Source organism: Marivita geojedonensis, assembly GCF_002115805.1.
GTDB lineage: Bacteria > Pseudomonadota > Alphaproteobacteria > Rhodobacterales > Rhodobacteraceae > Marivita > Marivita geojedonensis.
In genome coordinates this window covers 133,576-147,425 of the sequence record NZ_JFKC01000007.1, presented here as the reverse complement: position 1 = coordinate 147,425, position 13,850 = coordinate 133,576, and the positions used below count along the sequence as shown (strand labels likewise).

The window sequence follows — 13,850 nt, the reverse complement described above, 5'->3', positions numbered from 1 at the left end:
CAGGCGTCGCTACTCCGTACGGATTGAAACGGATTGTGACACAAAGCCGGCCTGACCAAAGACGTTCAGAAACGCCACATTCGCAGCATCCGCACCGACGCCGATCCGCGCAATCTCGTTGGCCGCAGCCATCCCGGTGGCATCAACGAGGTGCCAATTCCCCTCAAGGAACACCTCAGCCACCGCATGGAAGTCGGGCGGATTGACGCCGGGCGCATAGACGCTTGCAAAGCGTGCCGGAATAGCGGACGCCCGCGCCAGCGTGACCATGACATGGGCGAAGTCTCGGCAAATGCCCTGCCGCTGGACAAAACTGTCAAGCGCCGTGGTCTGGGCGTTGCTCACTCCGGGGACATAGCTGAATGCGCTGTTGATCCAATCCCGGATCGCCGTGATCCGCGCGCCGCCCTCCAGTCCTCCGAACTCCGCCGCCACGAAGGTTTGGAATTCGTCCGAGGGACAATAGCGCGATGGCATCAGATACCGCACCGCCTCTGCCGGCAAAAGGTGTGGGGCCGTTCCATGCAACGCGCTCAGATCGGTCTCGGAACGGTCAATTGCGACCCGCGCGGCATAGTCACAGCGAAATACACCATCCCCGGAAATCCAGACGCGCTCACCGATCCCATCATCCGCCGCGACGCGCGCGACTTCAGTTACACCGGACATGTTCAACTGTGACTCGAGCGGCGTCTGATCGTCCAGGTCTGCGGCTTCGATCTGCAGCAGCATGTCAGTGCGTTGCGTCACTTGGTAGGCAAGCTGAACGTCGATATTCAGGATCATGATCTCGGTCCCTCTGGGGCGTACGTGGACGAAGAAAGCGTTGGACGGTGTCACGATTCGCCGTCCATGATCGGGGCGTCTACGCTGCGCATGATCCCGGTGCAAACAGTCTAGTCTGAACAGCCCTGTGTGGTCCGGATGAAGGGAGAATAGCTGGGCCTGTCGGCGCGCAGACGCCCGGTTTCATCGAAATCGCTGTCGGCGTTAAAACAAAGACGGGGGTGCCCGTCGAACCCTGCCATCACATCGGCCTGGTTCACCAGCACGTTCCCAAGCCGTTCGGTTAACTCGGTCAACCGTTCCCCACGGTGATAGCCATGTACGCCGTGCACTACGAGCGGTTCCAAAACGTCGAACCCAAGGTATCGCAGCGTATAGGCTGTTGGCCAAAGCAGCAGGCGCACATCGCCTTCCTTCCCGTTGAAAGCGCTTTCTTCAGCGCGCGATCCGGTCGTCACGCACATCAGAACGCTCTTTCCCCGGCAGAGGCCGCTGTCGAAGCGATTGTCGACGTCGTGCAGTCCGCCGTGCTGAAATGCCCTTTCGAACCAGCCCTTGAGGATGGCGGGGGGCGCAAACCACCAAAGCGGAAAATGCAGCACGATCCTGTCGGCCTGTCTGATCTTGTCGACCTCAGTAGCAACATCTGTCGGCGTGGCGCCCTCGGCTGCCGCGCCTTCCTGCGCCTTCAGCGGGTCGAATGGTGTATCCTTCGGCCAATTCCGATAATGATCGGCCCGTTCCACGGCGTCGAATCCCATCTGACACAGGTCAGATCTCAGCACCCGATCCCCTTGGGCCCGTGCCGCAGCTTCGGTCGCATCGGACCAAGCGCCGTTAAAAGACCGGCGCTCGGGATGAGCCAGAACGATCAATGTGGTTGCCATAGGAGTCCTTGCGCCTCGCATGGGTTGGGACCCAACCCATCCCTTTGCGCCAAAGTCTAGCGCAGTTTCTTGAGGATGTTCAAAGAAGCGTAGCCATCGGGGACATCGCCAATCGACGTCTGGAAGGCGCGCACCGCGTTTATGGTCAACGGTCCGATCTTGCCGTCGATCTTCTTTGTGTCGAAGCCCTTGGCTGTGAGCAAACGCTGCATTTCCTTGCGCTCTGCAAAGCTCAGCGCGCGATCTTCGCGCGGCCAGTCGGAGCGGATCGGACCAGCGCCGGTGATCCGGTCGCTGAGATGACCGACCCCGATCACATAGGCGTCGGCGGTGTTGTAGGTTTCGATCACGTCGAAATTCTTGAAGATCAGGAACGCCGCGCCTTTGGCCCCAGCGGGCAGTAGAACAGAAGCCGACCCGTGATCCGGCACCGCGTTACCATCCAGGTCGACAATCCCCATCTTTGCCCAATCTGAGGGCATCCGCAGGATGTCGCGGTTCGCCAACGTGTAGTCAAAGCCCTGCGGTATCCGCACTTCGACGCCCCAGGGCATGCCTTTGACCCAGCCGTTCTTGGCGAGGTAGTTCGCGGTTGAGGCCAGCGCGTCAGCGGGATCGTCCGACCAGATGTCACGTTTTCCGTCGCCGTCGAAATCGACGGCGAGCGATTGGTAGGAGGTCGGGATGAACTGGGTGTGTCCCATGGCTCCGGCCCAGCTTCCCTTGAAATTCGCAAGACGCACATCGCCGCTATGCAGGATTTTCAGCGCTTCAACCAACTGTTCTTCGAAGAAATCGCTGCGCCGCGCGTCATAGGCCAGCGTCGCCAGTGATCCAATCACCGGGTTCGACCCACGGAAGGTGCCATAGGCCGATTCCAGTCCCCAGATCGCGACAATCACATCCTTGTCGACGCCATACTGCGCTTCGATCCGGTCCAGCAACGAACCGTGCTTGCGCAACGCCGCCTTGCCGTTGTTCACCCGTGTATCCGATGCGGCGCTGTCGAGGTAGTCCCAGATCGTCTTGGTGAATTCCGACTGGTTGCGGTCGCGGCGGATCACGTCGGCTTCGTATTGCACATTGGCGAAGGCGCGATCGAAAATGTCCGCCGAAATGCCCTGCCGTAAAGCACGGGTGCGGAAGCCTCTTATCCACTCGTTGAAGCCGGATTGCGTTGCGGCATTGATCAGCGTTTCCGGTTTCGGTGTGACCGCAGGCCTGAGCGCGGGGCGTAAGGAGTTCTGTGGCGCAACCACCGAAACCAGCGACACCGCGCTGCGGCTGACTTGGGAGTCATCTGCGGCGCGACTCAATGGCCGGACGGATTGATCAACGGGTCCAGCCTGTGCGGAGCCGCACATTGAGACCAAAACCGATGCGATCAACCGAATACGCATGTTCTTCCATCCCGCTGCTCGTGTCCGTTTTCCGGACTTTGTCCAAATCTAGCGCGCTCATGGCCTTTTGCGAAGGGATCAAAAGCGAACCAAGCGGTCTCTCGCCGCTGAGCGGAGGTGTCTATTCTAAAAAGGCAGACAGGTGCGATTGACGGCCAAGCGTACGAGGTCTGCAATCGCGCTTTAGAACCGCTTATCGGGTTCAGCAATTGGCGGACACAGACTGCCTGACGACGCGTCGGTGACGCAGTATGCTTCCACGAACACCGCGTCCAGCCCGCGTACCTGGTCTGAAGTCGAAGTACCTTGATGCTTCGATCAACACTTCAGCACAGAGGTAAGATTGGCGCCAAGTGAGCTTGAAAGGTAGCCGCCTTCCTGAACGAGGAGCATCGGAAGTTTTTCGCTTCTCAACCGGTCTCCGATGCGTCGAAAGCCCTCCTGCGTTACGGCCAACCCCTTGAACGGATCGTTGATTGAGGCATCAAGGCCAAGTGCCACGATCAGAACGTCTGCTCCAAAAGCGGCGATACGCGCAAGCGCGGCCTCCAGTGTCTCGAGATAGTCGTCATCGCCCGTGCCGCGCGGGAGAGGGAAATTGAAATTCGCACCCAGTCCATCACCTTCGCCACGCTCGTGGGCGTGACCCCAGAAGAACGGATAGAATCGGGCCGGATCGGCGTGGATCGATACAGTCAGAACGTCGGCACGTCTGTAGAATATCCCTTGGGTTCCATTACCATGATGTACATCCACATCGAGGATTGCAGGACGGAATCCCTTTGTACGAAGCTGTTCAGCCGCAATTGCCGAGTTGTTGAGAAAACAGAACCCACCCGCCAAATCGGTAAAGGCATGATGCCCCGGCGGACGGCAGAGCGCATATACGCCGCTATCGCCATCTGCGACCAGATCAGCCCCTGTTATCGCCGTCTGCGCTGACCAGTAGGCAGACTCCCAGGTATCCGCAGAAATCGGGCAGGCTGTGTCCGCCTGATGATAGCCGGCCTGTCCGATTGCGGATTTTGGATAGCTGTCGGTGCGGTTGCCCGGGTGGATATTCGGGATCACCTCGGGCGCCGCTCCTTCAATGCGCAGCCATCGCGCGTGTATGGTTTGGAGGAATGTAAGATACTCAGCGCTGTGGATGGCTGCGATCGGGCCAAGCCCGACATCTTTCGGTTCTTCGAAAACGTAGCCTGCTGCCTCTGCTCCGGCTTTCAACACATCAACCCGCGCAGGCTGTTCCGGACTGCGTGAAATGACACCATTGGCCATGAAATTCTGCGGGTCGTGCTTGATTTGGCGACCATCAAGAATCGCTTTCATATCGATCTCCCAAAGTTTGAAATCCCAGGCCGGTCAGAGCCAGTGTGGATTGTCCATCGATCGGCGCAAAGCCCAGTCTGGAGTAAAACAAAGCAGCGCGGGCATTGTCGTCATGGACCACGAGCCGCATGAATCGGGCATCCCAAAGCTCTGCGCCGCGTTGCGCGGCGTCGCGAAGCAAGTCACGTCCGATATTCTCGCCCCTCAGGTCAGAGGCCACCCAGACATCCGACACATATACGCCGGCTCCGCCCTGTGCGGTGGAATATACGGGTGAGAAGAGTACGACTCCGACCACTCGATTGCCTCTTTCGGCCAAGCGTGCCCGGGCCGAAGGGCAAGGTCCGAAAAGCGCCTGCCTCAAACTGGTCTCACTTGCGAGGAATGGGTCGCCGAGATCTCGCGCGAGACTTGCAAGCGCATTGCTCAGCAGGGCGACGTCGTCTTTCGACGGTGATCTGAATGCGAGTCGGGCCAAATCTCAGATCGCCGTCCTGTCTGCGCCTTTGAGACCCAACATGGCCCGGACCTCGTCGGGGCTTGCCAGCTCACGGCCAAGGTCTTCCACGATGCGTCTTATCTTGACCACCTGATCCGCGTTGCGTTCTGCAAGCCTGCCTTTTGCGATCATCAGGCTGTCTTCGAGACCGACACGAACATGTCCACCCATTGCAGCGGCCATTGTTGCGAAGGGTATTTGATGGCGGCCCGCCGCCAAGACCGAAAATGTGTAATCCTCTCCGAAGAGCTTGTCCGCTATTCGCTTCATGTGTGTGAGGTTTTCAGGGTCAGCACCAATGCCGCCCAGCACACCGAAAACAAACTGCACGAAGAATGGGGGTTCGACCAGTCCACGGTCAGCAAAATGCCGGAGCATGTAAAGGTGACCCACATCGTAGCACTCGAATTCAAACCGAGCCCCCCTGGCTTGGCCCAGATCGCTCAGCACGGTTTCGATATCACGAGGGGTATTCTTGAAGACCAGATCGTCGGAGTTTTCGAGAAACTGTTTCTCCCAATCGTATGTCCAGTCTGTAATGCGTTCGGCTATCGGATAGAGCGCGAAATTCATTGTACCCATATTGAGCGAACACATTTCCGGCTCTGCGGCCATCGGCGCCGCCAAGCGCTCCTCCAGAGACATGATCGCGCTGCCACCGGTCGTGATGTTGATCACTGAATTGGAAGCCTGTTTGATCCGAGGCAGGAAGCCCATGAAATGCTCGAGGGATGCAGAGGGCCGCCCGGTTTCGGGATCGCGCGCGTGCAGATGCAGAATGGCCGCTCCTGCTTCTGACGCGTCTATGGCTTGTTCACTGATCTCATCCGCCGTGATTGGCAAGTGAGGCGACATGGAGGGCGTGTGGATAGAGCCGGTGATGGCGCACGTAATGATGATCTTGGACATGAGCGCGTCTCCTCACGCGTGTTCTGGAAGCGCGTTTGCGATTTCGTCTGCGAAGCGCGACAGGCTCGCCTCCAGCAGGTTCATGATCTCCTCGATCTGCGCCTTCGTGACGATCAGCGGAGGGCAGATAAGGAAATGATCGCCTTCATATCCGCCCCGCGTCCTCCGCGAATAGATGATGAGGCCCTGCTCATAAGCGATTTCTACGAGGCGTGTGTAGGCGTTCAACTCCCTGGGCAGCGGCTCCATTGTAGAGCGGTCTGCGACAAGTTCGAAGGCGAGCAGAAGGCCTTTGCCGCGGACATCGCCAATGAATTGATACCGCGACATCAGACCCTCGAGCCGGGCCTTGAGCACGTCGCCCATGCGCGCGGCGTTCTCGATCAGGTTCTGTTCTTCGAGTTCCTCCAGTACGGCCAGACCCGCTGAACAGGCCAGAGGGTTTCCCGCATAGGTGAACCCGTGCTGAAAACCACCCGCATCCAGAACAGGCTCCACTATCCGCGAGGATGCAACAATCGCGCCCAAGGGCGCATAGCCCGCTCCGAACCCCTTGGAGAGGGCCACGATATCGGGGGTGATGCCCCAGTGTTCTGCAGCCAGGAATTTTCCGGTGCGACCGGCACCGGTCATGACTTCATCGTATATGAGCAGCACGCCATACTCTTCACAGATCTCGCGGGTGCGCTGGTAGTAGCTGTCGGGCGCCACAAGCGCGCCGGTGGACGCTCCGCCGACCGGCTCCATCAGGAACGCCAACACGGTTTCCGGCCCAGCCTCTTCGATCTGTTCGCGCAAAAGCTCGGCATACCTGAACCCGCGCTCTTCCTCGGTCAGAGTATCGCGGTCGAGATAGGTGGTCGGTGCCGTGATCTTGGGCATGCCTTCCATCATCGGCGCAAAAGGCGCGCGCAGGGGTTCGTAGCCGGTCAGGTCAAGCGCCCCGAACGTGCAGCCATGGTAGGATGGAAAGCGCGAAATGACCCTGTACCGGGTGCCTTGCCCCGTCGCCACAGCGTATTGACGGGCAAGTTTCACCGCGCTTTCGACGGCTTCCGATCCACCGGATACGAAAAAGACACGGTCCAACCCCTGGGGGCACATGGAGACGGTCTTGGCCGCAAGGTCCTCTGACGGGTGCGTGCGGAAATGCAACCTGTAGCCGAAGGTCGCTTTGTCCATCTGCGCCTTCATCTTGGCCAGGACGCGCGGGTTCGAATGGCCAATGTTCGACACCATCGCTCCGGACGATCCGTCGATGTACCTTTTGCCGCTCTCATCATAGAGATAGATGCCCTCGCCCCGGTCGAGATACGGGCGTGGATTGCGCGACTGGTAAAACAGATAGGGGCTGTCTCCGGTCATTCTGTTTCATCCAGTTCTTTGCGCAGGAAGGCCCTCGTGCGGTCCTTCTGCGGGTTGCCAAACACCTGCTCTGGCGGACCTTCTTCGACAACCACGCCCTGATCCATGAACAGGACTCGGTCGCAAACAGAGGCCGCGAAATCCATCTCGTGGGTGACGATGATCATCGTCATGTGCTCTTCGGCGAGCTTTTTCATCACCTGGTTCACCTCGCCGACCAACTCGGGATCCAGCGCGGAAGTGGCTTCGTCGAAGAGCATGAGCTTGGGCTTCATCGCAAGGGCGCGGGCGATCGCCACCCGTTGTTTCTGGCCGCCGGAAAGCTGCGACGGATAATAGTCAATCCGTTCGAGCATCCCGACCTTGTCGAGCTGTTCCTCGGCAAGCGCATCGGCTTCTTCTGCCGTCAGGCCTTTGAGCATCTTGGGGGCCATGGTGACATTCTCGCGCGCGGTCATATGGGGGAAGAGGTTGAAATGCTGAAACACCATGCCGATCTGTTGGCGCATTTCGTTGATGTGTTTTTCGTACTGCCGGTGCGGGAGCTTTTTGTTGACCTGTACCCCGTCAAGCCAGACCTCGCCGCCCGTGAGAGCATCAAGATCGTTTATTGCGCGCAGGAGCGTGGATTTACCGGAGCCGGAGGGGCCGATGATTGCCACGATCTGTCCGCGCGCGACATTCAGGCTGATATCCTTCAACACCTCGAGCGTGCCGAAAGATTTCTGAGCGTGGCGGATTTGAACGAAGTCATTGCTCTCGGTCATCTTTCGTCTCCTCAGGTCAACGCGAAATCGCGATGCGGCGCTCGATGCGGCGCTGCACCCATTCCATGCCAAGGTTGATTACGTAGTAGAAAGCCGCAGCGAGCAGGTAGAACTCGAAAGGCCGGTAGGTTGCGCCAATCGCCCGCTGAGCGGACAAAGTCAGTTCGCTCACACCGATGACCGAAACCAGCGCGCTGTCTTTAAGCAGGGCGATCATATTGTTGCCAATGGGCGGGATCACGGCGCGTACCGCCTGCGGGACGACCACCTTGCGCAGCGCTTGAGTCCGGCTCAGTCCCAGTGTGCGAGCCGCCTCCATCTGGCCGCGGTCCACCGCAAGAATCGCAGTTTGGATCAGCTCCGAATTGTAGACGGCGAAATGCAGGCCAAGTCCGATCACTCCGGCCACGAAGGCGGGCAGATCGATTCCGATCTGGACGAGCCCGAAATAGATCAGGAAAAGCTGCAGAAGCAGCGGCGTGCCCATGAAGACGAACTCGAACGCTCGGAATGGCAAACGGATAACCGCCGGCGCATAGAGCGCGACCACCGCCAAAAGGATCCCGCCGAAAAAACTGACCAGCGCGGCAGCCACAGTGATGGCAATCGTCCAGAGGCAGCCCAGCAGGACAACGTCGAGATATTTGGGAATGACGGTGAAATCGAGTCCCATGTCTCAGTCCTTCCCCGTCATGTGATCCGTACCTTGCGGTCCAGCCAGCTCACACCACGACCGGTCGCATAGATGATGATCATGTAAAGAACGCCCGCCAGCAGGAACATTTCGAAGGGTTTATAGGTCGATCCGATGTAGCGCTGCGCCGTGTAGGTGAGTTCCACGACAGAAATCGCGGCGACGAGCGCCGTGGCTTTGATGAGCATGTTGAGGTTCACCCCGAGCGGGCGCACCATCAGCCGGGCAGCCTGTGGCAGGATTACCTTGTAGAACGCCTGGAACTGGCTCAGCCCGAGCGTGCGGGCCGCCTCTCTTTGTCCCTTGTCGATGGAGATGATCGCGCCACGGATTGTCTCTGTCATGTAAGCACCTGCATTGATCCCCAAACCGATCACACCAGCCTCGAAAGCGTCGAGTTGGATGCCCACCTGTGGGCCACCAAAGTAAAGAATGAAGAGCTGAATGAGCGCAGGCGTTCCGCGGAAGATGCTGACATAGGTGGCTCCCAGCAACCGAAGGCTGGTAAAGCGCGACAGTCGCGCGGCCGCTCCCAGGGCGCCACAGGCAAGGCCCAGCAGAGCCGTCAGCACCGACAGCAGAATTGTCGTCCACGCAGCTTCCAGAAAGAACGGATAGACCCGCATCATCAGGTCGATGTCCATCCAACGCCCCTTATGTCACGGCGGCACAGGCCGCATGTTTTGTTGAAATCAGCACCGACGCCGGCGCAGGGCCGTGGTGACGGTTTTGATAAGCTCCCGCCGCACCCAGTGGCGGCGGGAGCATGACGCGTCAGCGGATATCCGCGCCGATCCATTCCATGGCGATTTCAAGATAGGTGCCGTCTTCCATCATGGAATCAAGCGCTGCCTGCATGGCTGCTGCAAGTTCCGGGTTGCCTTCCCGAATCGCGATCCCGGCCCCGAACGGTTCGGTCGTCGGGTCGCCAAACATTTCAAATTCCTGTCCTTTTTCGCCCATCGCAAGGATCGCAGCGATGGAATCGTTCACGATGGCATCGACGCGTCCGTTCTCAAGCTCAAGAAGCAGTTCGGGTAGACCCTTGTAGGTATTGATGTTGTAGCCTCGGTCGCGAGCCCAGCCCTCGTGGGTTTCGCCCAGTGTGAGTCCGACTTTCACGCCTTCAAGATCCTCTAGGCTTTTGATGTCGGATCCCGGCTGAGTGAAAATCGCACGCTTGTCCGAGTAGTAAGGCCCGACGAAATCCACGACCTCATCCCGCTCTGCCGTGATGGTCATGGAGCCGACGATGGCGTCGTATTTGTTGGCCAGGAGACCGCCGATGATCCCGTCCCAGGCGGTTGTGACGATTTCGGCTTCCATCCCCATGCGCTTTGCGATCTCGGTCCCGATGGCCGGGTCGAAACCGACGACCTCATTCTGATCGTTCACAAAGTTGAACGGTGGGTACGCGCCTGACATGGCAATCCGGATCACACCCTTTTCCTTGAGTGTATCGAGTTCCTCTGCGGCAACGGCACCGGGTCCGAAAGCAGCAAAGCCAGCGGCAGCGAGGATCGCAAGTTTCAAGGTCGCGCGGCGAAAGATCATGTTCATCTCCATGTTGAGTATTGAGGGTTTTTGGCAGTCAAACGTGCTGGTCGGATCGAACCGTTTGAAGGAAAGCTTGCATGCCGATATGTATTGCGCAAATAAATAATAAAGATCATTAATATAGACAAAATCTATGCAGCCTCTGCACACACGCCGCTTTCCCTGGAATCTCGACTGGAACCTGCTGCGCACCTTCATGGTCATCGTGGAACAGCGGGGTATCTCCAAGTCAGCTGTCTTTCTGGGGCTGAAGCAGCCGACCGTTTCGGCGGCCCTCAAGCGCCTCGAAGAAACGGTCGGAAAACAGCTGATCGTGCGAAAACCAAACGAGTTTACGGTCACGCGTGCAGGTCATGCCCTCTACACCGAGTGCGCGACGATTTTCGGCGCGGTTTCTCAGCTGCCTGCCATTCTCGAAGAGGAAGTCGCCGAGCTTCGTGGCCATATCTCGATCGCGATCACCAGCTCGGTCGATTGCCAGCATTTCGACGATGTTCTGAGTCGTTTCTCGCAGGCACATCCAAGTGTAACCTATTCTTTTTCGGTGTTCGAAAGCGAAGACGTGGAAAACATGGTCTCGCTCAATCGGGCCAGCCTCGGCATTTGTCTTCTGTCGTCGCTCCCCAAGCACCTGGACCACGCGATCTTGTACAAGGAATATTTCGGCCTCTACTGCGGTCCAAGGCATCACCTGTTCCACGCAGAGAAGGTTTCCCTCGGCGATCTTGAGGGAGAACCTTTCGTGGCGTTCCAGACCGAAGATGTCGGCGGGCCCTTGGAGGAAATCTCCAAACTGCGAGCGCGGCTGAAACTGTCACGCCAGTGGCGCGGTGTGTCTTCCAGTCTGAACGAGATCCGGCGAATGATCATGACGAATATCGGTCTGGGCGCGTTGCCAGTCCATGTCGCCCGTCAGGATGTAGAGGCGGGCAACCTTCGACAGTTGCCACCGTACACGGATCTGCCGGAGGTCAGCATTTACCTTCTGAGCAACCCTGCGAGACGGCACACCGATGCGGAAAGAGCCCTGTTGACAGCGATCAACAAGGAGCTTGACGCAACAGGAATTGAGGAACGCACCTACAAGACATTGTAAAATCTTCGGACAGAAGGACAGAAATCATCTCAGACCTTCGCGTCGGGCGTGCGTTGCAGAGCCGCGACGTCAAGCCCGTCGGGCATGAACAGGTTTCAATACACCGAAACCGAGTGCGATTTTTGTATTTCGCATCTTGGACAGGAGCGCAGCGGAAGGCTGTTTGGGTTTTTTCAGGGAATTTGGCCCAGCCCTGAAAACGACGGTTCCAATCACTGCCCCGATATCCGAAGTCACAGCTCTAGCCGTTCCTCCGCCTCCGTGTGACTTTGCGCTTGGTCTTGGCGTCTTTCTTTTTCGCCTTGGCCAGTTTACGTTTCGGACCGCCCTTGCCCTTGGGGCGTGACCCACGCCCCATGCGGCCTTTGCCCGTTCCGCCGGGCAGTTTGGCGTCTTCCAAAGTCAGCAACTCGAGGCCAATGCCGCCGGTCACGGGGGCCGCGTCGATCAACCTGACGGTCACGCGCTGGCCGAGGCCGATCATCGTGCCCGTATCCGCGCCCATCAGCGTTCCGGCGTCGGCGTCAAAATGGAAGTATTCATTGCCCAGAGACCGGATCGGAATCAGTCCGTCGGCCCCGGTTTCGTCCAGCTTCACAAACACACCAAACCGCGCGATGCCGCTGATCCGCCCAGTGAACTCCGCGCCGATCCGGTCTGACAGGAATGCGGCAAGATAGCGGTCGGTGGTATCGCGTTCGGCCATCATCGAACGCCGCTCCGTGTCGCTGATATGCTCGGCGGTCGCCTTAAGGCGTTCGATGTCCTCGTGCGACAGCCCGTCATCGCCCCAGCCATGCGCCTTGATCAGCGCGCGGTGTACGATCAGGTCGGAATAGCGCCGGATGGGCGAGGTGAAGTGCGCGTAGTTCTGCAGCGCGAGGCCGAAATGCCCGAAGTTCTCGGGGTTGTAATAGGCCTGCGTCATGGATCGCAGCGTGGCGAGGTTGATCAGCTCGGCCTCATCCGACCCGGCGGCGTCGTGCAGCAGGCGGTTGAGTTGCGATGTCTTGAGCACCTGACCCTTCGCCAGCGTGAGCCCTGCCGCCTCGGCGGTCTCGCGCAGGCTGTCCATCTTCTCGGGCGGCGGTTCCTCATGCACGCGGAACAGCAGCGGCGTCCGCTTCGCGATCAGGGTTTCGGCGGCGCAGACATTGGCCAGCACCATGAATTCCTCAATCAGACGGTGCGCGTCGAGGCGTTCCGCAAAGTTTACCGAAAGAACCTTGCCATCCTCGGTCAGAACGATCTTGCGCTCGGGCAGATCAAGGTCGAGCGGCTGACGCCGGTTCCGGGCTTCGGCCAACGCTTTGTAGGCGGCGTAGAGCGCGCGGATCACATCGTCCATCAACGGCGCGGTCTTGTCGTTCGGCGTGCCATCCATCGCGTCCTGGACCGTGCGATAGTCGAGCGACGCGACCGAACGCATCAACCCGCGCTGAAAACTGTGGCTGAGCTTGTTGCCATGCGCGTCGATCACCATGCGCACCGCCACACAGGCACGCGGCACCCCTTCGTGCAGCGAACACAGGTCACCCGACAGGCGGTCGGGCAGCATCGGCACCACGCGGTCCGGGAAGTAGCTGGAATTGCCGCGATTGCGGGCCTCGCGGTCCAGCGCAGAACCCGGTGTCACGTAATGCGCCACATCCGCGATGGCGACCCAGATCACGTGGCCGCCTTCATTCTTCGGGTCATCGTCAGGATAGGCGAGGCAGGCATCGTCGCGGTCGCGGGCGTCAATCGGATCGATGGTGATCAGCGGCATGTCCCGCATGTCGGTCCGGCCCTTGAGACCCGCCGGTTTCATCGCGTCCGCCTCGGTGATCACGTCGTCAGGGAAGCTGTCAGGGATGCCATGCTGGTGAATGGCGATCAGCGACACGGCGCGCGGCGCAGACGGATCGCCCAGCCGTTCTGTAATGCGCGCACGCGGCAGGCCCAGGCGCCCCGCCGGTCCGGCCTGTTCCGCCTCGACCAGTTCGCCATCCTTGGCCCCGCCTGTGGCGTCTGGTGCGACCATCCACTCTTTGTCAGAGCCTTTGTCGATGGCCTTGATCCGCCCGCCTTCCGAGGTCTTGGCAAAAATCCCCACCACCTTGCGCGGGTTGCTCCCGATGCGGCGGATCAGGCGGGCTTCGTAGTTGTGGTCTTCCTCATGTACGACCTGCATCCGCGCGAGGATGCGGTCGCCCTCGCCCAGGGCGGGATCACTGGCGCGCGGCACGATCAGCACGATGGGTTCGACCCCTTCGCCGTGCCACTCCAAAGGCCGCGCATAGAGGTCGCCATCCGGCGTCGGTGCCTTGACCTGCAACACACTTACGGGCGGCAGACGATCCGGGTCGCGATAGGTCTTCTTGCGCTTCTCAAGATGACCTTCAGCCTCCAGCTCTTTCAGCAGGCGCTTGAGGTCGATCCGCGCGGCGCCTTTGATGCCAAAGGCTTTGGCAATGTCGCGTTTCGCAGTGAGGGTCGGGTTGGCGGCGATCCAGTCGAGGATATCCGCCTTGCTTGGCAGTTTGCTCATGCGACTCAGGTAGCACGCGCGATGTGGCGCG

13 protein-coding genes are annotated in these 13,850 nt (G+C 59.3%); 1 reads left to right on the top strand and 12 read right to left on the bottom strand.

What is annotated here, in order from left to right; all coding sequences use genetic code 11:
* Window positions 1-9: 9 nt before the first annotated feature.
* The 11 genes from MGEO_RS10225 to MGEO_RS10175 all read right to left on the bottom strand — a co-directional run bounded on the left by MGEO_RS10225 (window position 10) and on the right by MGEO_RS10175 (window position 10,190).
* Window positions 10-786, bottom strand: a complete 777-nt coding sequence (locus tag MGEO_RS10225; protein WP_085636753.1) for a transglutaminase-like domain-containing protein — start codon at window positions 784-786, stop codon at window positions 10-12.
* Between the two features lie 110 nt (window positions 787-896).
* A complete protein-coding gene (locus MGEO_RS10220; protein ID WP_085636751.1) occupies window positions 897-1,673 on the bottom strand; it encodes an NAD(P)H-dependent oxidoreductase in 777 nt (258 codons plus the stop codon).
* Between the two features lie 56 nt (window positions 1,674-1,729).
* Window positions 1,730-3,073 carry a lytic murein transglycosylase gene (locus MGEO_RS10215; protein WP_085636749.1) on the bottom strand — a complete coding sequence of 448 codons (1,344 nt, stop codon included), beginning with the start codon at window positions 3,071-3,073 and terminating at the stop codon, window positions 1,730-1,732.
* 318 nt (window positions 3,074-3,391) lie between these two features.
* Window positions 3,392-4,402 (bottom strand): histone deacetylase family protein, encoded by a 1,011-nt coding sequence (locus tag MGEO_RS10210; RefSeq protein WP_085636747.1) that lies wholly within the window; start codon window positions 4,400-4,402, stop codon window positions 3,392-3,394.
* Entirely contained in the window at window positions 4,386-4,880 is a 495-nt protein-coding gene (locus MGEO_RS10205; protein ID WP_085636745.1) for a GNAT family N-acetyltransferase, read from the bottom strand. The genes MGEO_RS10210 and MGEO_RS10205 overlap by 17 nt, the downstream gene beginning before the upstream one ends.
* A 3-nt stretch (window positions 4,881-4,883) precedes the next feature.
* Window positions 4,884-5,810 carry a BKACE family enzyme gene (locus MGEO_RS10200; protein WP_085636743.1) on the bottom strand — a complete coding sequence of 309 codons (927 nt, stop codon included), beginning with the start codon at window positions 5,808-5,810 and terminating at the stop codon, window positions 4,884-4,886.
* Window positions 5,811-5,822: 12 nt separating this feature from the next.
* Window positions 5,823-7,175 carry an aminotransferase family protein gene (locus MGEO_RS10195; RefSeq protein WP_085636741.1) on the bottom strand — a complete coding sequence of 451 codons (1,353 nt, stop codon included), beginning with the start codon at window positions 7,173-7,175 and terminating at the stop codon, window positions 5,823-5,825.
* On the bottom strand, window positions 7,172-7,942 hold the full coding sequence (locus MGEO_RS10190; protein WP_085636739.1) for an amino acid ABC transporter ATP-binding protein: 771 nt from the start codon (window positions 7,940-7,942) through the stop codon (window positions 7,172-7,174). Before MGEO_RS10190 ends, MGEO_RS10195 begins: the two co-directional genes overlap by 4 nt.
* 16 nt (window positions 7,943-7,958) lie before the next feature.
* Window positions 7,959-8,615, bottom strand: coding sequence for an amino acid ABC transporter permease (locus MGEO_RS10185; protein WP_085636738.1), 657 nt, complete (start codon window positions 8,613-8,615; stop codon window positions 7,959-7,961).
* 17 nt (window positions 8,616-8,632) lie between these two features.
* Window positions 8,633-9,280 (bottom strand): amino acid ABC transporter permease, encoded by a 648-nt coding sequence (locus MGEO_RS10180; RefSeq protein WP_085636736.1) that lies wholly within the window; start codon window positions 9,278-9,280, stop codon window positions 8,633-8,635.
* A gap of 130 nt (window positions 9,281-9,410) precedes the next feature.
* On the bottom strand, window positions 9,411-10,190 hold the full coding sequence (locus MGEO_RS10175) for a transporter substrate-binding domain-containing protein (protein WP_106299146.1): 780 nt from the start codon (window positions 10,188-10,190) through the stop codon (window positions 9,411-9,413).
* Between the two features lie 136 nt (window positions 10,191-10,326).
* Here MGEO_RS10175 and MGEO_RS10170 point away from each other — a divergent pair, with 136 nt between their 5' ends.
* Window positions 10,327-11,289 (top strand): LysR family transcriptional regulator, encoded by a 963-nt coding sequence (locus MGEO_RS10170; RefSeq protein ID WP_085636734.1) that lies wholly within the window; start codon window positions 10,327-10,329, stop codon window positions 11,287-11,289.
* 241 nt (window positions 11,290-11,530) lie between these two features.
* Here the strand turns inward: MGEO_RS10170 and rnr are convergent, their stop codons facing one another.
* A complete protein-coding gene (rnr, locus tag MGEO_RS10165; protein ID WP_085636732.1) occupies window positions 11,531-13,819 on the bottom strand; it encodes a ribonuclease R in 2,289 nt (762 codons plus the stop codon).
* Window positions 13,820-13,850: the final 31 nt, after the last annotated feature.

Bases quoted from the DNA above. Each gene is read 5' to 3' on its own strand.
- MGEO_RS10225 (WP_085636753.1), bottom strand. From the start codon at position 786: ATGATCCTGAATATCGACGTTCAGCTTGCCTACCAAGTGACGCAACGC.
- MGEO_RS10220 (WP_085636751.1), bottom strand. From the start codon at position 1,673: ATGGCAACCACATTGATCGTTCTGGCTCATCCCGAGCGCCGGTCTTTT.
- MGEO_RS10215 (WP_085636749.1), bottom strand. From the start codon at position 3,073: ATGCGTATTCGGTTGATCGCATCGGTTTTGGTCTCAATGTGCGGCTCC.
- MGEO_RS10210 (WP_085636747.1), bottom strand. From the start codon at position 4,402: ATGAAAGCGATTCTTGATGGTCGCCAAATCAAGCACGACCCGCAGAAT.
- MGEO_RS10200 (WP_085636743.1), bottom strand. From the start codon at position 5,810: ATGTCCAAGATCATCATTACGTGCGCCATCACCGGCTCTATCCACACG.
- MGEO_RS10195 (WP_085636741.1), bottom strand. From the start codon at position 7,175: ATGACCGGAGACAGCCCCTATCTGTTTTACCAGTCGCGCAATCCACGC.
- MGEO_RS10190 (WP_085636739.1), bottom strand. From the start codon at position 7,942: ATGACCGAGAGCAATGACTTCGTTCAAATCCGCCACGCTCAGAAATCT.
- MGEO_RS10185 (WP_085636738.1), bottom strand. From the start codon at position 8,615: ATGGGACTCGATTTCACCGTCATTCCCAAATATCTCGACGTTGTCCTG.
- MGEO_RS10180 (WP_085636736.1), bottom strand. From the start codon at position 9,280: ATGGACATCGACCTGATGATGCGGGTCTATCCGTTCTTTCTGGAAGCT.
- MGEO_RS10175 (WP_106299146.1), bottom strand. From the start codon at position 10,190: ATGATCTTTCGCCGCGCGACCTTGAAACTTGCGATCCTCGCTGCCGCT.
- MGEO_RS10170 (WP_085636734.1), top strand. From the start codon at position 10,327: ATGCAGCCTCTGCACACACGCCGCTTTCCCTGGAATCTCGACTGGAAC.
- rnr (WP_085636732.1), bottom strand. From the start codon at position 13,819: ATGAGCAAACTGCCAAGCAAGGCGGATATCCTCGACTGGATCGCCGCC.